Source organism: Luteibacter sp. GL_149 (assembly GCF_057834065.1).
In genome coordinates this window covers 2,414,224-2,437,188 of sequence record NZ_CM174395.1, presented here as the reverse complement: position 1 = coordinate 2,437,188, position 22,965 = coordinate 2,414,224, and the positions used below count along the sequence as shown (strand labels likewise).

Genomic DNA, 22,965 nt, shown 5'->3' with positions numbered 1-22,965 from the left:
GAGAAGGATTATCCCGGTGAGCACGGATGCACAGATCAACGTAGTGCTGCAGGCAGTCCTCGGGGCTCATCTGCTTTTCGTGGCGGTCTGGCTGGTGGCGATTCCACGCTCGCCGCGGTCGGCGGCGGTCCTCCTGGCGGCGTTCCTGTTGGGAACCGCCGGTTGCGAGCTGGTGGATATTCTGCAGTTGCTCGGCATCCTGCGGGAGCAGACCTGGGTGGTCGGCATCTATCTGCCATGGATGTATGCGTTGCCGCCGCTACTCTATTTATACACACACACACTGACATCGGCGGCTAGGTCGCCGGAGTCGCGCCATCTTCGATGGCTGGCCGTCGGGCCGCTGGCGGCGTCGCTCTGCACGGTGCCGTACCTGGCCATGGAAGCGGCACAACAAACGGCGGTGCTCGACGTCGGCTACCTGCATATCGCTTCCAGCGCGGCATCGATGCGCGTGCCGCTGCAACTGGCGATACTGGCTTATCCGCTGTATGCGGCGGCATACCTGCTGGCGAGTTTCCTGCGACTGCGCCGGCACATGCGCGTGGTGGAGGGTTTCTTCTCCAACATCGAGGACAAAACACTCTCCTGGCTGCGTTGGGTCCTGCTGCTGCTTTGCGTCGCGCTGGCGGCCAGCGTGGTCGATACGTTTTCCGAACCGTTGCTGGGTTACCACCTCATCGGCGACACGGCCGCCAATCTGATCGAAGCGCTCTGGGTCTATCCGCTGACCTTTCTTGCCCTGGCACAGCCGCCGATCTTCGCCGACGAAGGGGATCGCGCAAGCGCGCAGGAGGCCTCCGTACCGGCGCCGCCCAAATACGCGCGCTCGGCCCTGACCGGTGTGGACCTGGTGCGGATCGCGGCCAAGTTGCAGCAAGCCATGCATGACGCAAGGCTGTATCGCGATGCTTCGCTGACCCTGCGGAGTCTGAGCGATCGAACCGGCGTACCGCAGAACTACATATCGCAGACCTTGAACATCCATCTCGGCTGCAGTTTTTTCGACTACATCAATCGTTGGCGAATCGAGGATGCCTGCGCCCAACTGACCGATGGCGAACGCAGCGTCCTGACCATCAGCGAAGACGTCGGTTTCCAGTCGCGTTCGACGTTCAACGCGGCGTTCAAAAAGATAATCGGACAAACACCCAGCATCTATCGCCAGCGCGCATCGGCGCCAGAGCCGTACCAAAACGAAGCCTAGCGGCAGTCTCGAACCATTCGTCCAGTGAACGAATGCCACTCCGGTGGAGGTACGCGCACGTCTGCGGATAGCCAAAGCAGCTCGTTTTATCCCCACCACACACCCCAGAGGAAACAAGTGATGATGACGGTTCTATATCGCGTCCTGACTACGCGCGCAGGCTCCAGTACCTCCCGCCGTCGCACGATGACGGCACTCGTGATCGGTGGCTTGTCGCTAGCTACCGCTTCGGCATGGGCGGCCAGTGGCTTGCCCGCGTTTCCCGCAAGCGCTTTTCGTCCGTCAATGGTGAATCAAGTCAATGCGGTCGACATCCGGGGAGCGTGGAACGTGCCCGGCTCGGGTTACATACTCGATATCGATCGGGAGCATATGGTCGCCTACAGCTATGCAGGCGGCTTGTGCTGGCAGGACCCCGCGCTGCTGGTCTTGCTGGGCGATGGAAAGACCGTTCCTTACTACGCGCAATCGCGTCGTCCCGTCGATACCGCCTTCGCCGCCGACCTGTATCCCGGCGGGACCGACCAGCTCCACGCGGAAAAACTGGGGTCCGTGCCATCGGTATGCACACGCGCCACGGATCGCAGCACTTCGCTCTACACGTTCGATGCGATCGCCTTGACGCTGGTCGATTTCTATCCGTTCGGTAGCGAACGCCAGGTCGACTGGGCGAAGCGAAAGGCGCTCTTGCGGCCGCGCGCCGCGGCGGCTCGCAACGACGCCGAACTCAAGGGTGTACTGACCGACCTTCTGGCCGGTTTCGAAGATGCGCACACGGCCATCATCGGCTCGGTGGGCGACGAGAGCTTTATTCTCGGCTCCGAAGCCAAGCCGACCGGTTACCGATTGATGGCGCGGGCGCGTCGGGAGAACGCACCTCTGTTTTCCGACTGGTTCCTCAACTGGCGCAAGGATCAGCAGCAGCGGGTATTTGCCACGTTGAATCCGGCAACCCGTCATATGGCCCTGAAAGACGATGCCGTGATGTGGGGTGTTCTCGACGGCAACGTCGGCTATCTGTCGATCGAGAGCATGGAGGGATACGAGGCCGACTCCGGTTTCGGCCGAGACCTGGAGCTTATGCGTCTGACACTGGACAAGGCACTTAACGATCTGAAAGGCACGAAAGCACTGGTGCTGGATATCAGCAACAACTCCGGTGGATATGGTCAGATCGGACTGGACGTTGCGGGGCGCTTCGCCGATCGCCGCCGGCTTGCCTTTACGGTGCGGATACCCGGGGCTTATAGAGTGGCCCCGCAGTCATTCCAGGTTTCGCCCGAAGGGCAGGGTCGCTATCTCAAGCCAGTTTTCGTTCTGACCAGCGAAGAGACGGTCAGCGCCGGCGAGTGGCTCGCGCTCGGCATGCGGGTGCTGCCCCGAACGGTTCAGATCGGACAAGCCACGCAGGGCGCGTTGACCGGCGATTTCATGAAAGGTCTGCCCAACGGCTGGATACTGTCCACATCCAATGCCGTCCTGCGCGATCCGCATGGCGTCGGTTACGAAGTGACCGGTTTGCCGCCGGATATCGCGCTTGAGGTGTATCCCGGCGATCCCGCGGTATCCGATGCCGAGTTCGACAACGGACGGTTGAATGCGGTGCTGCGTGTTGCCCAACGTGCCGCGGTTCTGCGGGCGCCGGAATAAGTCGAATCGTGCGGGGCAGGCAAGGATGCCCGCTCCGTGCAATCCCAATTGACCGTAATTGTCCCCGTAGCGCATCGAGCGAAACGCTCATGATGTAACGCAAGGCGTGGCCTTGCATGGAGCTGCAGGCGAGGCCAGGCGTTCCGGACCATAGGGGGAAGCCAGCCGTTGAATCGGCCCGAACCGTCCTCACGGACACCTACCCATGGTGAATCACCATAGATAGCGGGGGCATGACAATTCAGCGCTGTTCGTGCAGCACGGCGAAAAGCGGTAAGAACTCGTGCCGATAGGGGAGGGGGCGGTGCCATATCGCTTTCGCCGGAAACGAATTCATGCGGGGACGATGGCGTGGATCTCGCCAGGACAACCCGCTGTCTGGGCCGCTACGAGATCGCCGAGGGGATGTCTTGATGTCTATTCGCCAACGAAAGCTAGCCGTGTGTCTGCGCAGCGTCCTGGGTAACGGCGCTGTGCTGTCGTTATGTTTTTGCGCCAGCGCCATGGCGCTGGATCAACCGGCTGCCGACGCACCCAAACAGGCCAGGGTCACGAAATCCGCACCGGCGTCCGCCGAGGAAAAAGATGCGGTGGCCCTGGGCAATATCACGGTAACGTCGCAAAGCCGCACGCAGGAAGTGCAGGCTGTACCGATTCCGGTGCAGATCGTCACCCAGAAGCAGATCGATGCGCTGGCCGCGACCGACCTGTCCAAAATGAACGGTTACATTCCCGGTCTGTTCGTCGATGGTTCGCAGCCGACCCAGCCCGTTTATTCGTTGCGCGGCATCACGGTCACCGATTTCGGCATCGGTACCGACTCGCCCATCGGCATCTACGAAGACGGGGTGTACACCGGGAAAACGGGGGGTGCGCTACTCACCTTCAACGATATTCAACGCGTCGAAGTGCTGAAGGGACCGCAAGGTACGTTGTTTGGCCGCAACAGTGCAGGCGGCGCCATTTCCGTGGTGACGAACGAACCCGAAGACGACTGGGAAGGTAAAGCGAAAGTGCGGTTGGGTAACTACGGCACGCGTTATGTCGACGGTGTGCTGAATGCGCCGATCGCGCCCGACCTCGCGGCCCGTTTCAGTTTTGTCGATACCCAGAGCAACGGCTGGTTGCGCGATGCAGCCAATGGCCAGCACTACAACAAGAACGACGACTGGGGCATACGCAGCCAACTGCGCTGGAATGCGCCCGGGGATACCAAGGTCCGCGTTTCCTGGGAACACGAAAAACTGAACCAGCCCGCGCGCCCGGCGATCGGCCTGGTTCCGGTGCCGGCGGCGCCGGGTGTGTTGCCGTTTCCAGCCGATCCGCAAACCTATCTCAACCCCATCGACGCGCCGGTCTACAACGACGTCAAAGGGAATAACGAGAGGCGAACATTCGATGGCGTGAGTCTGTTTGTCGATCATTCGTTTCCATTCGGCGACCTGAGTTCGATCACGGCCTATCGACATTTTTCCACGTTCAACCTCGAGGACGGCGACGGTACCAACCAGCCCTATCTCTATCTCGACACCAACAATATCGAGCAGAACACCAGCTGGTCCCAGGAATTCAAGCTGTCCGGCAAAAACGACCTGCTCGATTGGGTGGCTGGCGTGAGCTACTACCACGACAACGCGCGTCAGGATAGCCAGGTCAATCTGCTGACCGACAGTATCGATACGCTTCTGAACAATACCGGCGTGGCGCCGGGCGGTTTGTACGGCCCTCTGGGGGCTGCGCTGGGACAGCCGGGGTTGTTGCTCAACAACCCGTGGCAGGAAAATATGATCAATCACGGGCGCTATACGGCTGAAGCACTGTATGGCGACGTGATCTGGCATCTGAGCGATCGCCTGAACCTGACCACCGGTCTGCGCTTCACCCGCGACGAAAAGAATTTCAGCTGGTACAACCCGGTGCGCACCGCGACGCAACTTGACGCGACGCTGGCTCAATTGCAGGCACTCGGGATTTTCGATATGCCGGGGGTGCCTCCGATCGAGACCTTCCAGCAGAACCTCGAATTCGCCAGCCCCATCGCGACCAATGCTCCCCTCGCCGTCAAGCGTAGTTGGAACGATTTCAGTCCGCGCGTGGTACTCGACTACAAATTGACCCCCAACATGATGCTGTACGGTTCGGTGGCGAAGGGCTACGAAGCGGGCGGCTTCAATGCGCAACAGGTCGATGCGGTGTATCAGCCTGAAAGCGTCTGGAACTATGAATTCGGCCTCAAGAGCTATTTCCCGGACTATCGACTGCTGTTCAATGCGTCGGTGTACTACTACCGCTATTCCAACCTGCAGTCGCTGAGCCTGATTTCCAATGGCAACGGAGCGCTGCCGCTATATGAAGTCACGACCAGCGATCAGCACGCGAAAGGGCTCGAACTCGAGGCGCACTGGCAAGCCACTCATGCCCTGCGTTTCAACCTCGCGACGACCTACACCAATGCGACCTATCAACACTACGTGGACCCGCAAGGCGTCAGCCTGTCCGGTCAGGCGGTGGGTGAGCCGTTGTGGTCGGCCGCGGCGGGTGCGGAATATGTCTGGCACGATGTCGCCAGCGGCGATCTGAATCTGACCGTGCAGCAGGCCTATCGCGGGAAGCAACGCTGCAACAGCGATTCGGCGGCCCAGGGACAATGCCTGTCCACGCCGGCATTCACGCTTGGCGTTGCGCAGAACCGTACCGATTTGCGTATCGGCTGGTCCTCGTCGCGTGTGCCATGGAGCGTCGCGTTGTACGCCAATAATGTATTCGACAAGCGCTATGTGCAGAGCATCAACAATATCAGCGCGAGCATCCTTGGCACTCCGTTCGCCTACATCACTCCGCCGCGTACGTTGGGGGTGGAGGTAGGCGTGGATTTCTGACCCATCTATTGCCCCGCGGAAGCAAGCATGTCCGTCAATGAACTGCGTTTCCCCCGGGATTTCCTGTGGGGCGTCTCTACGTCGGCCTATCAGATCGAAGGTGCTTTAGGCGAAGACGGTCGCGGTCCTTCGATCTGGGATACCTTCTGCAGCGAATCCGGCCGCATCGCCAACGGCGATACGGCCGGAACCGCCTGCGATCACTACCGCCGCTATCCCGAAGACGCGGCACTGATGGCCACGCTCGGCGTCGACGCCTATCGTTTCTCGATCGCCTGGTCGCGTATCCTGCCGAACGGTCGTGGCGCGGTAAATCCGAAGGGATTGGACTTCTATTCGCGCCTGGTCGACGAGCTTCTGGCGAAAGGCGTCAGTCCGACGCCGACTTTGTTCCACTGGGATTTGCCACAGGCCTTGCAAGACGACGGGGGCTGGTTCAACCGGGACACGACCGATCGCTTCGCCGAATTCGCGCGTATCGTGGCCGAACGCCTCGGCGATCGCGTGTCGTGCTGGATCACCCATAACGAAACCTTCGAACACACCGTGCTAGGCCATGCCATCGGTACGCATGCGCCGGGGCGGCAACTGGGGCTGGACATCTTCCCGGTGGTACACCACTTGCTGCTGTCGCATGGCAAGGCGGTACAAGCCCTGCGTGCGGCACTGCCGGCAAGCGCGCAGATCGGTATCGCGCAGAGCATGGCGCGCACGCGACCGGCATCTGGCCGCATCAGGGACCGATGGGCTGCCCATTTGCTCGAAATCCTGCATCTGCGAATGCATACCGATCCACTGCTGTTTGGCCGCTATCCGGTAGAGCTGCGCCTGCTGCGCGTGGACAGGTCGGCGTTGCTCGCCAACGATCTGGCGACCATTGCGCAACCGCTGGATTTCCTGGGCATCAATTTTTACAACCCGCAGTATGTTCGTAGTGGGCCGAAGGGTGGTGTCGTGCCAATCGAGGCGGCCGAACCGCCCGCGCACCTGGAGCGCACCGAAATGGGCTGGCCGGTGGATGCCGACGGCTTCGGCGAGTTGTTGCTGCATCTGCGCAAGCGTTATGGCGCCAGGTTGCCTCCGATCCTCATTACCGAGAATGGTGCGGCATTTCCCGACATCGTGGACGTGCAAGGTCGTATCGACGACCCGCGTCGGATCGCCTATCTGCAGGCGCATCTGCAAGCGCTGCGACGCGCGATGGACGCGGGCGTCGACGTGCGCGGCTATTTTGTCTGGTCGCTGCTCGACAACTTCGAATGGGCTGAAGGCTATCGGCCGCGCTTCGGACTGGTGCATGTCGACTACGCCACACAGAAGCGCACGCCCAAGGCTTCGTTCGACTGGTATCGCCACCTGATAGCAGCCCAGCGATGAACAAAAGCGCCACGCACGAGATGGAAACAGGGCATTCCTCCAGTGCACTGGCCGAACCTGTCGCACCGGTACGCTCGCGGTTCTTCGTCAGTATGGCGCTATCCAATCTCGCTATATGGATGGCCTTTTTCGCACCGATTCAGATCCTGCTGGCTCAGCAGATGGAAGTTCTCGCGCCGACGCACAAAGAGTCCGCGCTGGGCTGGGTGACAGGTATCGGCGCGCTGGTGTCGTTGTTTGCCAATCCGCTGTTCGGTGCCTGGTCGGACCGGACTGTTTCACGCTTCGGCCGGCGTCATCCGTGGAATATCGGCGGTGCGCTGGTCGGCGCATTGGCGCTGGTTGTGCTGGGCCAGCAACGTACCCTGTCGGGCATTACGCTGTGGTGGTGTGTCGTGCAGTTCGCGCTGAATGCCATGCTTGCCGCGTTGTCCGCCGAAGTGCCGGACCAGGTGCCGGTGACGCAGCGTGCGGTGTGCAGTGCCTGGGTGGGCGTGACCCAGCCGCTGGGCGTCGTCGCCGGGGCATTGCTGGTAACCCTGCTGGCTCACGATATCGCGCAAGGTTATCTTCTGGTCGCCGTGGTACTGGTGCTGTGCGCGCTGCCATTCGTAGGGCTGGTGCGCGATAGTCCGTTGCGACGCGACGAGCGTCCGGTGTGGGATGCGCGCGCATTCGCGCGCGGTTTCTGGATCAGCCCGCGTGAATACCCGGATTTCGCCTGGGCCTGGGCAACGCGCTTTCTGATCAATCTGGGCAATGCCATCGGCACCCTGTACATGCTGTACTTCCTGCATGACCGGCTGCACTACGAGCAACTGTTTCCGGGAAAAACCTCGGCAGACGGGTTGTTGATCGTCGTGACGGTCTACACGGCCGGCGTGCTGGTCGGAGCCTTTGCGGGTGGCGTGCTTTCCGACCGCAGCGGTCGCCGCAAGATCCATGTGATCCTGTCCAGCGTGGTGATGACTGTTGCCGCATTGATGTTGATGCCACCACCCACCTGGCTGCTGGTGCGGGCCGCTGCGGCGGTATTGGGGCTTGGCTATGGCATTTACGTCGCGGTCGACCAGGCCTTGATAACCCAGGTGTTGCCGCTGGCGACCGATCGCGGCAAGGATCTGGGCATCATCAACATCGCCAACTCCGCCCCGCAGGTGATGGCGCCGGCTATCGCGGCGATCCTGGTGACGCGACTGGGCGGCTATCCCGGGCTGTATCTGGCCACCGCGATGTTTACCCTGCTCGGCGGCGTACTGGTACGTCGGATTCGCAACGTTCCCTGACCGCCATCGAAAGGTTTTGGCACGATTTGCCCTTTGGCGTCCTTCGGCGGTGTGTTGGACTGAGCACCGATCTGCGACGATGCATATGTGTCCGCAACCGATGCCAAAGACAGGGGCAGGGCCAAGATGATTCCCATGCGCTATCGCGCGCTCACGATCTATGCCGCGCTACAGGCATTGATGCAGTTCGAATGGCTGCGCTTCGCGCCGATCACCACTGAGATCGCCAGTCAGTACGGGGTGTCGCCCAGTGCGATCGGAAACCTGTCGCTGGTGTTTCCCCTGCTGTTTATACCGCTGGCATTGCCGGCGGGTCTATTGCTCGATCGTGTGCCGGTGCGAACATCGCTGCGCATCAGTGCGGTAGGAATGGCTTTGGCTGCGTTGCTGCGCATACTCGGGCCGAGTTACGGGTTCCTGCTCGCGGGGCAGGTCATGTTCTCGGTGCTGCAGCCGTTGGTCATGGCATTGGTCGCCCGGTTGGCCGCGGTATGGTTCGACGAAGACGAACGCCTGCGAGCCACCGAGATATCCAGCATGGCGATATTCGCGGGCCTTGGTCTGGCCTTCGTGCTGGTGCCGGTGATCGGATTCCGGACTTTATGGCTCGATGTGGCCGTGCTGGGTGCGCTGGCCGCATCGACCTTGCTATGGGTGCCAGCCGACCCGCGTGGGGTTGTCGCCACGCCGGGCCCTGGACCATCGTGGCGTTCCGGCATGCTGGCGATGTTGCGTGCACCGGCGTTCCTGGTAGTCACGGCGTACTTCTTCCTGGCCAATGGTTATTTCAATGCCATTTCGACATGGCTGGAATCGATTCTGCATCGGCATGGGATCGACCCGCAGACGGCGGGTATCGTCGCACTGTGCATGCTGGTCAGCGGGATTGTGTGCATGGCCTTGATCGAACGCGTTTCCAGTTGGTTGAGCTTGCGCATGCTTATGCTGATCGCCGCGCTGGGCTCGATCGGCGTCACCGTGGTGTTATTTACCAGCAGCTCGCCGGTGGTGCTGGGTCTTGCCGGCATCCTGCTGGGCGCCACCCTGTTGGCACCGTTGCCATTGCTGATCCAGGTCGTGGCGAAGAGCGCCGGCGAGGAACATGCGGGCACCGCGGCCAGCCTGTTTTTCCTGATGGGTAACGCCGGGGCCGCCGCCTTCATCGCCGCGTTCGAGCCGATTGCCGATGCCGGGCAGTGGGCACTGGGTTGTTGTCTGCTGATCGCCATGCTGGTCGTACAGGGAGTTCTTGCGGCCATTGGCGGGCCGCGGCGAAGACGGCCCGCGTAAGCAGACTTCCGGGGCCTCTACCGGGTCAGGTCGAGCGTGGCGACTACCGGCCGATGATCGGAGGCGGTGGTCGGCGGGACGGTGACAGCGGAGAGCTTCAAACCCCTGGACAGGAAAAGGTAATCCAGTTGCCTGGAGGGTTTGTCGGATGGCCAGGTCAACAACGGTCGCGCTGGTGCCAGGCCATCCCCTAACACTTGCAGCAGCGGTTGCAGGCGAGCGTCGCCGGGATCGAGGTTGTAATCGCCCGCCAGCACCAGCGGTTTGCGCCCGGCATCGGAAAGCCGGGATACCCGTTGGGCGAGATCGGCGACCTGGCGGATATCGACACCCGTGTCTTTCTCGTGCAGATGGCTTACCGCCAGAATCAGCTCGCGGCCATCGCTGAAACGCAATACGCCACTGAGTACACCCGGACGTGTCGCCACGTCATAGGCAGGCAGAGCGAGAGGCTGTACATCGCTCAGTGGCCATTTGCTCAGGATCGCGTCGCCGAACAGCGGTTCGCTGGCAGGATTGTAATAGGCGTACATGTGCAGTCGTTGCTGCAGCAGGGCGAGCACGTCGTGGCTGCCGTTGAGCAGAAAGCCGCGATCGACCTCCTGCAGCATCACCACGTCCGGGGCGTTGGCACGAATGACATCGGCAAGCACATCCGGGTTGAAGCGGCCGCCATTGGAAATGCCGTAGCGGATGTTGTAAGTCAGAATCCTGAGCGGTAACCGGGCCGGGGCAGCGGCCGGTAGCGGCGGCGCGGGAGACGTCACGAACGCCGTGGCGAAACACAGCACGGCAGCGATAGCGACGCCGATGTATGCGCCGCGTGGCAACGCCACCGGACGAGCAGGGCCCCCCGCCAACGCGGCGACACCCAATACGGCGGCAATCGCCAGCACGAAGACGGGGCGCGAAATCGGAACTTCCGTATCGAACGCGACGTAGTAAGCGATCAATAACAGCAGGCTTGCCAACAGTCCGGCATATGCCGCCATACCGCGTCGCACTCCGCCACGCTCGCGCGCTTGCGCGGCGTGTGCGAGCACGGCTGGAATCGCCAGCGCCAACAACGCCTGTGGAAGGGCGATCCAGACCGGAAACGCTTCGCCATCGCGTGACAGGTCCGCCAGTGCGGTGGCAAGCATGATCCATCCCGCTGTCAGCCACGGTTGGCGCATCAGGCCGCCACGCCATGCCGCCAACACGCCTGCCGCCGCGCCGGTACCCACCAGCGCGGCACCCCACCACGGCGGTGGCCAGTAGACGCCGGCCCAGGTGCGGCCGATCGTCGTGCTGATCAGGCCGGCGAGTACCAGCGCCGGCATCATCGCCATCCACAAGGCCGCGCCACCCTTGCCGGACACGTCACGACAAGCCCAGCAACCACCGAGCAGCAACACCGCGTCAACGGACAGGATCGGCCAACCGGACCATGCCGGTTGCCAGGTCAGGTCGACGGTACGGGTCGCGAGTTCCATCAACGTCGTAGCGACAAACGCGATCGAGAGGCCAATGGCCACGTCACGTGGCGCCCAGCCGCGCGAAGCGATCGCCACCAGCCAGGCGAACCCCGCGAATATCGCCACGCAACTTGCATACAGTTGCCATGCGTCGCTTGCGCCAGCCTGCAACAGGATTCGCGCGATAACCGCGACAACGGCGGCAATCAGGGCTACCCATCGCCCTACGCGTGAAGTGGCGAGCGGCACGATCAGCACCGCGGGCGCGATCCAGACCAGACCGAACAAGGCCAAAGTGATATCGGAGGTTGTTCCGGCGGAACCGAAGATGGTGGTGAAGGAAGGCAACCAGACGCGAAGACTGTCGAGCAACAAGAACGAACCCGCCGCCGTAGCGATCATGGTATTGCGCGGGGACGACATCAGGTCTCTCCGAATGGCATCCATGCATCGACGATGCGACCGTCGTCGATCACGTGTACCGGACCGTAGTGCAGCAAACTGCCTTCGGACTGATACGGGCGAAAGAACACGGTGTCGTTCACGGCGAGCGCATGCTCGCGCGGTCCGTTGAGGATAGACTGGTTGAAGCTGAGTCCGAACTGTTTGTTGGGCTGCAGTCCCACGGGCGAAGCCGGTTGCGCTGGCCAGCCGCCACCATAGATGAAATAGCTGCGCGCACGCCGCGCGCGTCCGCCGAACAGCAGCTTCGACAGCCATGCCGGCCCCGGCAGACGCGTACCGTCCTGGGCCTTGAGCACGGGCGTGGTGATGAATATCGCCGGCTCGAATTCCGCCAACAGATCGATATCGAATTCGAGCGGCTTGAGCAATGCCGAACCCGCGGACACATCGTTGAGTGGCGAGTCGTGCCGATGCAGGGAAACGGTCGGACTGCCGGCGCCGTTCCAGCACATCGCCGGTGCCAGTTCGGGGTAGCAGGCGCGCGCCGTCGCCTGGAAGGCGCGATAGGCAGCGATCGCTTTGGCGAAACTGGTATCGCGGCTTTCCACGAGCGCCGGCAATTTTCCGACATGCGCGTCGTATCCCATCAATCCGGAAAATTCGAGATGCTCCGGCGCGGCACGTAGTTGTTCGAGCATGACGCGCAAGGCCGCCGGGTCGTTTGCGCCACCGCGGTGCAGGCCGACATCGATCTCCAGGTTCACGCGTAACTTCGTGCCAAGGCCGCGCGCGAGTTCCAGATATTCCTGCAACCGCGCTGGCGTATCGATCAGCCATTGCAGCTGGTGTGCCGGATCGAAAGAACTATGGCCGAGGTGCTGATAGAAATGCCGTGCGGCAAGCACCGGCATCGGCTTTCCCATCAGCACGTCGCTGTCTGGGAATCGCTGTGCCACCTGACGCAACTGTGGCTCATGAAACACCATCAGCGAATGGGTATCGGTCAGTTTCATCAGCTCGTCCAGCAGCGCTGGCACGGGCAACGATTTCTCGACCAGACGCAGTTGCGTGCCCGGTGCGATTAACGCCTTCAGGCGCATAGCATTGCGACGCATGCGTGCCCGGTCGATCACCACGCTTGGACGGGCGATGCCCGCCTGATTCAACGCATTTTGCAGGCCATTGAAATAGTCGTCGTGAGGGCTGGCATGAATCGCTGGCGAGCGGTCCCGGGTCATGACGTTGCCATTCCGAACACTTGCCGCAGATGCGGATTGAGAAACTTTCCGCGCGGGTCGAGTTCGTCGCGTAGACGGAGAAAGCGCCCGAGGTCGGGATACAGGGAACGCAGATCCGCGGCATCGACGGTATGCAGCTTGCCCCAGTGCGGGCGACCGCGGTGGCGGCGCAGAACCGGTTCCGCCACGGCGAACAAGGGCCGGTAATCCTGCTTGTGATACTGATGCACCGAGATCGAGCAGCGCGCTTCGCCTTGTGCGCCCTGAAAAGGGCTCAGCCAATAATCGTCGGCGGCTACGAAACGAAATTCGATCGGAAAGAACACGTCGACCTTACTCTTGCCCACCGCCGTGCAAACCTCATCCAGGCACGATACCCCCGTGGCCAGCGGCACCTGATACTCCATCTCGTTGAAGCGCACGTTGCGCGACGAGGCGAAGATCCTGTGCGACCAGTCGACGCGTTCGGTGGGTTGAATGAAGCGGCCAATCATATGTTGCAGCCGCCGTCCGACGCCAGGCAGCCAACGGGTAAGTTCGCAACTCAATCTCAGCATGGCATCGTCGGAGTCGGCACCTTGCGCTTCGCCCGAGGTCGGCTGTTCGGTGACATCGAGTGTCTTGACGATAGCCAGACGGCTATACGGAAAGACCAGGAGTTCGAAGTGCCGATGCTGACGGACCCACTCGTCCATGTCGGGCAGCAACTTATCCAGCGGTAACAGCCGCACGCGCTCGCGTAGACGAAAGGAAGGCATGTTCTGCAGCGTGACCTGGGTGATTACGCCGAGCGCACCCAGCGATACCGTGGCCGCGCGAAACAGGTCGGTATCGCTATCGCGGCTGCATTCGAGTATCTCGCCTTGCGCGGTCACCAGCCGCAGCGCGGTAGCGCCGGCAGCGATGCAGGGCAGGGTAATGCCGGTGCCGTGCGTCGCGGTGGAAAGTGCGCCGGCCAGACTTTGCCGGTCGATATCGCCCAGATTCGGCATGGATTGACCGATGCCATGCAGCAATGGGCCGGCATCGAACAGGCGGGTACCGGCCCACATCCGGGCTTGTTGCGTCTGCACGTCGTGACTGATCAAGCCGCTGAGGCGATCCAGCGACAGGATCGCACCGGAGGTCGGTACCAATGGGGTGAATGAATGGCCCGCACCGACGACGCGTACGTTGGTGGCATCGCGTACTTGCCGACGCAACGCATCTTCGTCCGGTGGCAACCACTTCGCGGAAGGTTGGGCGTGCTGCTGGCCGGACCAGTTTTTCCACGCCGGCTGCGTACCGTGCAGACCATCGTCCAGACCCGTGCGCGGTGCTGGCGGCGTGAAGTGACGGGATAGCATTCCGCGTTTCCGTGGGGTCGCCGAAGGCTGCGGATGCATGGGTTCAGCGGCGGACGGTGACGGTCTTTCGGACATGAGTGCTGGCTCGAAATATCTAGAGCCTTAGTTCAGCACAGGCTTTATGGGTGCTACAGGGGTCGCTAGCGGCCAATTCCGTTGCGCTTCCGCTGTTATGCGCGCGCATGGCGCCGCATGGCCCCCGGTACTTCGCCTACCCAGCGTTTGAAAGCTCGCCGGAATGCGCGCGCATCGCTGAATCCGAGATGCTCGCTGGCTTCCGCCACCGTCAGTCCTTCATCGCGCAGCAAATGCTGCGCCTCGAGTGCACGCAGCCGTTCGCTCAATATACGGAACGACGTGTCGGCTTCGCTCAGGCGCCGGCGCAAAGTACGCGAGCTCAGGCCAAGCGCAGCCGCGACTTCTTCCACCGACATCGCCACGTTGCCGGTCTGCAGCAACACATGTTCGACGGATGCCACGGTATTGGGTGTGTGCTGACTTCGCGCGCGCGTTTCCAGCAGGGCACGCAATTCTGCGGCTGCTACCGGCGAATGGCTGGCCAGTGGCAGCGCAAACCATTCGCGCGGAAAAAGGCCTCGGTTGCGAGGTTGTCCGAACCGCACCGGGCATCCGAACACCTCGGTATAACGTGCCGCGTGTGGCGGTGCGGCATAGGTCAGCTCGAGGGCCTGCGGACGATAGTCGCCACCCAGAAGAATGCGGACCAGTACCATCACGCTGGCGTACAGCTCTTCGACCACGAACGTTTCCACCACCGGGTCGCGAGTGCGCGATTGCCCTATCAAGGAGGCAAAGTTGTCGTCGAGCTCAAAGGTGACGTCCATCAGGCCACCGCTTTGCCCTTGATAACGCACGCCGAGTTCGACCGCCTCGCCGAACGTACGCATCGCGGTCATGGCAAAGCCGGGCAGGCCGAAGTGGCTTATGTTCTGGCGCCGTCCCAGTTCGAGGCCCAGATCGGTACGGCCGGTCAGTTGTATGGCGCGTCGGACGAGGCGCCCGACCTGGCGATTGGAAATCAGCTCGCCGGCGCACATGTCGGCGCTGCTGATGCCTACATCCGCGCATAAACGCTCGGGCGCGACCCCAAGTTCGCTCACCAGTTCGGTCAGTTCCGCCAGCGCCAGCGGCGCGATTTCCGGTGCGAACTGGCGTGGATCAAGCTTGGGGCGTGGCACGTTCGATCCCCATAGTGGCCGCGATGGTCCCCATACTACGCCGGCTTTCGTCCCGCCGTTCCCTGCAGCGCAGCATCCCCGGCAATTGACCCGATTCGTCCCCATGCCCGGGAGCGGTTGCCGCCTAAGCTGTGCATGCGCCTAACATGGCATCACTCGTTCGTATGCTGGCCCAGGAGTTTTCATGGATATCGCCGTAACCCCCGTCGCCACGCTGCAACCCACGCTGCAGCAATTGCGCGGCGCCTGGACGGAGCAACGCCCGGATTACATGCAGCGTCGCGACGATCTGCGGCGATTGCGCAGCGCGTACAAAGCGCGACTGAACGACATGGCGGCCGCGGTCAGCGCCGACTTCGGCCATCGCTCGAAGCATGAAAGCCTGATCGGCGAGGGCATGACCGTGCTTACCGAGATCGACCACATGGTTGCGCACCTGCGTCAGTGGATGCGCAAGGAGCGGCGCAGCGCCGGCTGGCGTTTGTGGCCAGCGCATGCCGAAGTGCGTTACGTGCCGGTCGGCGTGGTGGGCGTGATTTCGCCGTGGAACTATCCGGTCAATCTGGCGCTGGTGCCGCTGGCGACGGCCATTGCCGCCGGCAACCATGCCTATCTCAAGCCATCCGAACACACGCCACGCACCAGTGAATTTCTGCGCGAATTGCTGGCTGACGTGTTTCCCACCGATCGTGTCGCGGTGGCTTTGGGCGGTGCGGATGTCGCCAGTGCGTTCGCCGCGCTGCCGTTCGATCATCTGGTGTTCACGGGCTCAACAGCGGTGGGTCGCAAAGTCATGGCCGCCGCGGCGGCCAACCTCACACCGTTGACGCTGGAATTAGGCGGCAAGTCGCCGGCGGTGATCGGCGAGGATTTTCCGATAGCGCAAGCCGCCACGCGGTTGGCCACGGGCAAACTGCTCAATGCCGGGCAGACATGCATCGCGCCCGATTACGTACTGGTGCCGCAGTCGCGCCGCGACGAGCTGGTACAGGCGCTGCGTGAGGAAGTGGCACGACGTTACCCCGAGATCGACGGCAATCCGGATTACACCAGTATCGTCAACGAAGCCCAGTACCGCCGCCTGCGTGGTTACCTGGACGATGCCCGCGCACGCCATGTCGAAGTGATTCCTCTGGCGAACGTAAAGGACGTTGCCCGCGCCGAAGCCGAACGCCTGCTGCCACCGACCCTGGTGATCGATCCCGGCGACGACGCCAAATTAATGCAGGAAGAAATCTTCGGGCCTATCCTGCCGGTCAAAACCTATCGCACGCTGGATGAGGCCATTGCCTATATCAATGCGCACGATCGACCGTTGGCGCTGTACTTCTTCAGCCGCAGCCGGGCCGACACCGAAAAATTGCTGTCGCGGGTAGTGGCTGGCGGCGTCTGCATCAACGAGACGCTGTTTCACAATGCCTGCAACAGCCTGCCATTCGGCGGTATCGGACCCAGCGGCATGGGCCACTATCACGGGCACGACGGCTTCGTGACCTTCAGCAAGATGATGCCGGTACTGCATCAGGCACGCTGGCCGCTGTCGGACAAACTCAAGCCACCCTACAAGGGGTTCGCCGCGCGCATGATCGATCTGCTGGTGCGTTGAATCCGGATATCGATCCGCTTACAGGGGCCAGGAAATAATAAGCGGCGAACTGCTGAGCGATGCTTTCCCTTCCGAGGGCGCCGCGAAACTGCCGATGCCAACGACCCATGCGCGATCGCGTGCCATCGTCAGCCCCCAGAGTTCGACCCCCTCCAGCTTGCCGTGCGCAGCCTCGACCACATTCATCCATAGCTTCCAGTGCCGGCCGCCGTCCTCGCTGGTGAAAATCAGGCCGTCGCGCGTTATGAACCAGCCGTGGTCGGCATCGCGCATGCGCAAGCGCGTGATGGCCAGGGCTTCGTTTTCGTCGAGCTTTTTCGGTACGTCGACAATCGCCGGCTGCCACTGCTGTCCACCGTCCCATGTGCACCACACTTTGTAGCCGCCAGCGATGCAGCCATGGTCGGGGCCGCTGAAACTCAGTCCCATAAGATGGACATCGGTGCCGCCGAGGGGCACGACGGTCCATCCGGCACCGGCGTCGTCCGTGCGCAGGACCGTCCCGAGGCTGCCGATGGCCCATCCCTTTTGCGCATTCGCGAAGGTCACCTGCTGCAAGGCAACGTTCTCGGGCGCGTTGGGTAGCGCGACTCGCTCCCAGTGTTGGCCCCCATCGCCGGTGCGCAGGATGCCCGCTTCGACGGTGTCGCGAACGCCCGACTGACCGACCACGACACCATGGTCGGCATCGGCGAAGGCGACGGCATAGGCTTTACCCCGGTCGTCGCCGCCAAGGCGCAAGGCTTTGTACTGGGGATCCTTGTAGCTGGGGACGGTCGTATTGAAGGCTTCCCAGTGCGCACCGGCATCCTGCGTGCGCAGGATCGCTGCGGAATCGCCAACGGTAAAGGCGCGATCCGCATCGCGTAGCACGATGCCGTTCAGCGTATTGGCGTATGGCATGTGCGTCGCGACATGCCAGTTACCGGAATCGCCATCGCTCGTGGCCACCTGCAAGCCCGGGCCGCCGACGGCATAGACGCGGCCGGACGAGCTCACGGCGATGTCGTTAAAGAATGTATCGGCGCCGGGCAGTCCGAACGCGGTCGCGGCGTGACCCTGCGATTGAAGCGGCACGGCAAGTGCTTTGTAATCTTTCGCGGTGAACTCATACGGATTGAGTCCATCGGACAGATCGAAGCACTTACCGGCCCCAGCGGAAGACGGGCAGCGAGGATAGGCTGCCTGTGCCTGTGCCTGTGCCTGTGCCGCCGTGGCGGCCTGAGTCGACGCCACCTTTGGCGACGGGGCTTGCGCGGAACAGGCACATAGCGTCAAACCGCACAACATCGAACCGAGCCAGCGAATCGTCATGATGAATAGGAGCCTGAATGCAGGCTCGCATCCTATAACGGTCTGGTCGTCACCGGCAGCCGCCGGCCCGGATTCCGGGTCGACGACCGGTCGTCGGCGTTACGAATGCACCCGCCGCCAGACGACCTCGCCATGCGCGCCTTCGGCAGCGCCGCTCGATGGCTTGGCCACGGTGTACGTCAGTTCGTCGCCTTTGAGCGTATACGTCGTGTCGCCACCTTTTCCATCCCAGTTCGGAAACGACGCCCGCTGTATATGGGTTCGCATCACCATCCCGTCGACACTCACGTGGCCGTAATGGGAGTTGCTGTCCATCGACGCCGCCCGATATTCGTCGGGCGTGCCTTTGGACTTGTCGTTTACCGCGAACGCTGTCCGCTTCGCCCGGACGATATGCATCATGTAGTCGCCGTCGGCGTCGATCAGCCAGAGCCCCTCGGGGTTCGGGCCGTAGAGTTCGACACGATGCCCGTCGGGATATACGTTGTCGCAGCGGACGAGGGTCCAGGCGCCGACGAGGTCTTTCGGTACCGGCATGGGGCCGCCGGCGGTATCGCCGCCCGAGGCCGCCATGGCCATCGGCGATGCGGTGGCCAGCGCCAGGAGGGAAACGAGCAGGGACGTCTTGAAGCGCTGCATGGGATCACCTTGGGTGAGGGAGGGCGTGAGGCATCGTGGCGCCGGCATGTGGATTTGATAATTGGCCTTGATCTGTATTGACCTTCAAATCCTATTTGAAGATGATGCGATGCCCGCGGCCTTCCGCATCAGGGATCGGCAGCATTGAATCGTCTGAGCGACATGCAGCTTCTCGTCGATGCAGCCGACCTCGGCAGCCTGTCCGCGGCAGGTCGCCGCAATGGTTTGTCGCCCGCGGCCGCGAGCGCATGCGTACAACGCATCGAAGCGGCACTGGGCGCGCGGCTGTTCGAAAGAACGACGAGGCAACTGCGTCCGACCGACGAAGGCCGGACCTATATCGGCTATTGCCGGATCGTCATCGACACCATGCAGGAAGCCGAGCGCGCCGTTCGCAGCGGTACCGATGGCGTGAGCGGCACGCTGCGCATCTCTGCGCCATCCGATCTGGGGCGCAATCTGCTGATCGATATCCTCGATGGATTCATGGGTGTCCATCCCGACGTCCGTATTGTCCTGACGCTATCGGACTCGCTATCGCGGTTCGTTCCCGACGATGTCGATGTCGCCATAAGAGTCGGTCCCCTCGAAGACAGTCATCTCATTGCCCGCCACCTGGCGAACAGCTGGCGTGTCGTCTGCGCGTCGCCGGCTTTTATCGCGGCGCACGGCATGCCGTCGCGTCCCGAAGACCTGGCCGATCTTCCGGCGCTGGTGCTTACGACCAGCGCCGGACCGCGCAACGAATGGCGCCTCGGCGAAACGACGGTGCGGGTAAGGCGCTATCACGAGTGCACGGACAGCGAAGTCATCCGGCTATGGGCGATCCAGGGCAGGGGATTCGCATACCGGCAGCTATGGGCCGTGACGAAGGATGTACGCGAAGGGCGTCTGGAACTCGTACACGCGGACGAATGGTTCGCGCCCGCACCGATCCACGCGCTATACCACCCCAATACATTTCAGCCGGCGCGCGTTCGCCGGTTTATCGATTTCCTGCAGGCGGAAATGGCCGAACGGCTGCCGCTGGGATCGCACGACCGGCCCATGGCGCTTTAGCAAGCTCACCCGATGCGGTAGATTCGCGACAACAGCACGGACGCCAACAAGGGGAGCGCATGCGCGGGAAGCCGGTAATTATTCTGTTTACGCTGGTTATCAGCGGCCTGGTACTGCTGTTTTCGATTTCCGGCGTTGTCCATATCGCAGGCAGATTCGAGATGGTCGGCACCGGAGAAATTTCCGTGCTTGGGTACGCGGGACGGTGGCTCAGGCTTATCGTCGAGATCGTTCTGTCCGCCTTGACGCTATATGCCATTTTCAAGCGTCCCTCATGGGGACGGGGCGTGACCGTCTGCTTCGCGGTAATGTTCTGCGCCGTGGGTTTCGAGGCACTCCTCACGCCCGATCCCACACCGTTGTTCCCGCTCAATGGCGCGGCCGAGAAAGCGGGCGCGCAAATCGCGAACGTTGCGATGGGCGTCGGGTTTCTTGCCTACCTCGGGTTCGTGATGTTCGGGCGCAAAACGCGCGACTACTTCGCCCGGCCCGCGGCCGCGCCGGAAACGCACTCCATCCGTCAGAACTGACGGTTCCGCGATCGGTCGGTTCCCGAGGGGAAAACGGCACGGCATACATCGACATTCGTCATGCCGGACTTGCACACCGCGATGCGCGGCACTATTCTGCGCATCCCGTCCACCCAACCACAGCGAGGTATAGAAAATCATGAATGTTGAAGTTCACATCCTCGCCGGGTCGACGTTGCGCTAAATCCGCTCGTCCGGATGGCCGCTTTCCGGCACATCCCCATTCGTTTCGCGTGTTGACCCCGGCTTTCGTTCGACCTCCCGCAAGGGCGGTCGCTGCGTTTCGCTATTCATTGGGGTTCCACGCATGTCGTTTCAGACTTTCTCGCTCCACCAGCTCGGCTGGCGGCCGGGTTTCGCCCAGCATCTGACGCTCGAGGATTTCGAGGCGGGTTATCCCGCCCGTGTCGTTGGCGTGCATCGCAGTGGCTTGTCCGTGCTGTCCAGCCGCGGCCTGGCCACGGTCGTCCTTCCCCACAACCTTGAATCCGCCGCTACCGTTGGCGACTGGGTACTGCTCGAAATGGACGCCGCGCGGGTGCTGCGCACGATCGAACGGCACTCGTCGATCGCGCGTATCGCCGCTGGCACCGGGCAGGGCACGCAGACGATCGCCGCCAACCTCGATACCTTGTTCGTCGTCACATCGTGCAACGACGACTTCAATCTGTCGCGGCTGGAGCGCTATCTTTCGGTCGCCTTCGAGGCGGGTGTCGAACCGGTCGTCGTGTTGACCAAGTCCGACCTGTGCGCGGATGTCGACGGCTACATCGATGCCACACGCACGATAGCGGCCGACGTCGCCATCGCGGCAATCGATGCCACCTCGACAGCCTCCGTCGGGCAACTGGCCCGATGGCTGGAACACGGACAAACGGTGGCCTTCGTCGGTTCGTCCGGCGTGGGCAAGTCGACACTGGCCAATACGCTGGTTGGCAGCGACACGCAGACAACGGGCGGCATCCGCGAGGACGATGCCAGGGGCAGGCACACCACCACCTCACGCGACATGTTTGCGTTGCCGTCGGGAGCATGGGTGATCGATACGCCGGGCATGCGCGAACTGCGTGTCGGTGCCGTCGAAACGGGGATGAGCACCGTGTTCGACGATATTGCGGCATTCGCGGTGCAATGCAGGTTCAGCGATTGCAGTCACGAAGGCAATGCCGGTTGCGCCGTCGAGCAGGCTATTACCGATGGTCGTCTGGATGCCCGTCGGCTCGTCAACTACAGAAAGCTGTTACGCGAATCGGCGCATGCATCGAGTACGCTGAAGGAACGTCACGATCGGAACCGCCAGTTCGGAAAACTGAACCGGGACGTGCAAAGAGCGCAACGCGAGAAGAAAGGGCGCTATGACTGACCGGACGTTAGGGCGCGGCCAGTCATTCGCGTCGTCACCCAAGATGACGACGCGAGCAACCTTCTTTACAGCATCGATTTATCGACGATGCGGGGACTTAGTGCGCACCTACGACCAACATCGTAAAGTCGCTTACCGGCTGGCCACGTTCCGCGCTTTTTGCCCCGACGAGATACAGGCTATGCGAAGCCGGATCCAGCGCCAGCGTGCGCGCGTACTTCATGGTGGGAACGGTCGCGACCGGGGTGTAATGGTCCGCGTCGTCCTGATGGATGACATTCAGGATGCCTTCGCGACCCGGGCTGAAGATGGTCTGCGTCTGTGCGTCGTAAGCGACGGCATCGGGCTTCTTGTCTACCTGGATTTTCGCGACCTGATGGCCGTCGTTCGCATCGGTCACGATGAGCCAGCCGTTCGCGCATACCGAGAACAGACGCTTGTGCGCGCTGTCCAGGGCAAGGCCGGTGGGGCCTTCGCACGGGGCCAGCGACCAGTTGTGTTTGACTACGCCGGCGTTGATGTCGATGTGTGCCAGCTCGCCTTTGTCTTCCAGATTGACGTAGACGTTGCCGGCGCCATCGCTCGTCGCGAACTCGGGATTTCCTTCGAGCGCGATCGTCTTCAGCTCTTTGCCGCTATCCGGATCGATGACGCTGATCGAGTTACTGTCGCCATTCATGGCCAGAACGTGGCGCGACGCGCTGTCGTAGATGATGGCGTCCGGGTTCTTGCCGCTAACGGCGATCTTGCCGGTCACCTTGAGCGTATCGAGATCGATCACACTGACAAAGTTGCCATGGCCGCTGGTGGCGTAGGCCCGATGCGGCTTCGGAATAATCGCCACGCCGTGCGCGTGCTCCATGCCGGGAATCTCGCCCACGATCTTTCCATTGCTCGTGTCGACCACCATGAGGCGGTCGTCGCGCGCGATGAAAAGGTTGTGAGACGAGGGATCCAGCGTCAGATAGTCCCAGCTGCCCAATCCGCCCAGCGCGTACCGTTGCGTGACCTGATAAGTCTGCGGGGTGGCCGCGGCCGCGCATAAGGGAGCGCCAAGAAGAACGGTGAGTGCGATAGTCCGTGCAATAGTCTTCATCGAGTTGTCCTTGAATGTTGCAAT

The 22,965-nt window shown here is 62.1% G+C and carries 17 protein-coding genes; 10 read left to right on the top strand and 7 right to left on the bottom strand.

The genetic code is table 11. The features are described from left to right. Positions 1-16 precede the first annotated feature (16 nt). The 6 genes from AC3IR3_RS10850 to AC3IR3_RS10825 all read left to right on the top strand — a co-directional run bounded on the left by AC3IR3_RS10850 (position 17) and on the right by AC3IR3_RS10825 (position 9,689). Positions 17-1,207 (top strand): helix-turn-helix domain-containing protein, encoded by a 1,191-nt coding sequence (locus AC3IR3_RS10850; RefSeq protein WP_489192006.1) that lies wholly within the window; start codon positions 17-19, stop codon positions 1,205-1,207. Between the two features lie 120 nt (positions 1,208-1,327). Beyond that, a complete protein-coding gene (locus AC3IR3_RS10845) occupies positions 1,328-2,857 on the top strand; it encodes a S41 family peptidase (RefSeq protein WP_489192004.1) in 1,530 nt (509 codons plus the stop codon). A 413-nt stretch (positions 2,858-3,270) separates the two neighbouring features. Then, positions 3,271-5,736, top strand: a complete 2,466-nt coding sequence (locus tag AC3IR3_RS10840; protein WP_489192002.1) for a TonB-dependent receptor — start codon at positions 3,271-3,273, stop codon at positions 5,734-5,736. 27 nt (positions 5,737-5,763) lie between these two features. Beyond that, complete coding sequence (locus AC3IR3_RS10835) at positions 5,764-7,113, top strand: GH1 family beta-glucosidase (protein WP_489192000.1); 1,350 nt, start codon at positions 5,764-5,766, stop codon at positions 7,111-7,113. Next, a complete protein-coding gene (locus AC3IR3_RS10830) occupies positions 7,110-8,399 on the top strand; it encodes an MFS transporter (RefSeq protein ID WP_489191998.1) in 1,290 nt (429 codons plus the stop codon). The genes AC3IR3_RS10835 and AC3IR3_RS10830 overlap by 4 nt, the downstream gene beginning before the upstream one ends. A 135-nt stretch (positions 8,400-8,534) precedes the next feature. Next, positions 8,535-9,689, top strand: coding sequence for an MFS transporter (locus tag AC3IR3_RS10825; protein WP_489191997.1), 1,155 nt, complete (start codon positions 8,535-8,537; stop codon positions 9,687-9,689). Between the two features lie 17 nt (positions 9,690-9,706). Here AC3IR3_RS10825 and AC3IR3_RS10820 read toward each other — a convergent pair whose 3' ends face one another. The 4 genes from AC3IR3_RS10820 to AC3IR3_RS10805 all read right to left on the bottom strand — a co-directional run bounded on the left by AC3IR3_RS10820 (position 9,707) and on the right by AC3IR3_RS10805 (position 15,334). Beyond that, a complete protein-coding gene (locus AC3IR3_RS10820; RefSeq protein ID WP_489191995.1) occupies positions 9,707-11,569 on the bottom strand; it encodes an endonuclease/exonuclease/phosphatase family protein in 1,863 nt (620 codons plus the stop codon). Next, the gene (locus AC3IR3_RS10815; protein ID WP_489191993.1) at positions 11,569-12,789 is read right to left on the bottom strand and encodes an alanine racemase; all 1,221 of its coding nucleotides are present in this window, start codon (positions 12,787-12,789) and stop codon (positions 11,569-11,571) included. Before AC3IR3_RS10815 ends, AC3IR3_RS10820 begins: the two co-directional genes overlap by 1 nt. After that, complete coding sequence (locus AC3IR3_RS10810; RefSeq protein WP_489191991.1) at positions 12,786-14,135, bottom strand: D-arabinono-1,4-lactone oxidase; 1,350 nt, start codon at positions 14,133-14,135, stop codon at positions 12,786-12,788. The genes AC3IR3_RS10815 and AC3IR3_RS10810 overlap by 4 nt, the downstream gene beginning before the upstream one ends. A 170-nt stretch (positions 14,136-14,305) precedes the next feature. Continuing rightward, positions 14,306-15,334 (bottom strand): AraC family transcriptional regulator, encoded by a 1,029-nt coding sequence (locus AC3IR3_RS10805; protein WP_489191989.1) that lies wholly within the window; start codon positions 15,332-15,334, stop codon positions 14,306-14,308. Between the two features lie 184 nt (positions 15,335-15,518). Here AC3IR3_RS10805 and AC3IR3_RS10800 point away from each other — a divergent pair, with 184 nt between their 5' ends. After that, positions 15,519-16,940 carry a coniferyl aldehyde dehydrogenase gene (locus AC3IR3_RS10800; RefSeq protein WP_489191987.1) on the top strand — a complete coding sequence of 474 codons (1,422 nt, stop codon included), beginning with the start codon at positions 15,519-15,521 and terminating at the stop codon, positions 16,938-16,940. Positions 16,941-16,958: 18 nt separating this feature from the next. Here AC3IR3_RS10800 and AC3IR3_RS10795 read toward each other — a convergent pair whose 3' ends face one another. Both AC3IR3_RS10795 and AC3IR3_RS10790 read right to left on the bottom strand, forming a co-directional pair. Then, positions 16,959-18,254 carry a WD40/YVTN/BNR-like repeat-containing protein gene (locus AC3IR3_RS10795; protein ID WP_489191986.1) on the bottom strand — a complete coding sequence of 432 codons (1,296 nt, stop codon included), beginning with the start codon at positions 18,252-18,254 and terminating at the stop codon, positions 16,959-16,961. 99 nt (positions 18,255-18,353) lie between these two features. Further along, on the bottom strand, positions 18,354-18,893 hold the full coding sequence (locus AC3IR3_RS10790; RefSeq protein WP_489191984.1) for a lipocalin-like domain-containing protein: 540 nt from the start codon (positions 18,891-18,893) through the stop codon (positions 18,354-18,356). Between the two features lie 144 nt (positions 18,894-19,037). Between AC3IR3_RS10790 and AC3IR3_RS10785 the strand changes: the two genes are divergently transcribed. From AC3IR3_RS10785 to rsgA, 3 genes are all read left to right on the top strand, one after another. Beyond that, complete coding sequence (locus AC3IR3_RS10785) at positions 19,038-19,952, top strand: LysR family transcriptional regulator (RefSeq protein WP_489191982.1); 915 nt, start codon at positions 19,038-19,040, stop codon at positions 19,950-19,952. Between the two features lie 59 nt (positions 19,953-20,011). Then, a complete protein-coding gene (locus AC3IR3_RS10780; protein ID WP_489191980.1) occupies positions 20,012-20,482 on the top strand; it encodes a hypothetical protein in 471 nt (156 codons plus the stop codon). A 307-nt stretch (positions 20,483-20,789) separates the two neighbouring features. Continuing rightward, positions 20,790-21,845: a ribosome small subunit-dependent GTPase A gene (gene rsgA / locus AC3IR3_RS10775; protein ID WP_489191979.1), complete on the top strand. Its 1,056-nt coding sequence runs from the start codon at positions 20,790-20,792 to the stop codon at positions 21,843-21,845. 97 nt (positions 21,846-21,942) lie between these two features. On the opposite strand, the gene AC3IR3_RS10770 is transcribed toward rsgA, so the two are convergent. Further along, a complete protein-coding gene (locus tag AC3IR3_RS10770; RefSeq protein WP_489191978.1) occupies positions 21,943-22,941 on the bottom strand; it encodes a YncE family protein in 999 nt (332 codons plus the stop codon). Positions 22,942-22,965: the final 24 nt, after the last annotated feature.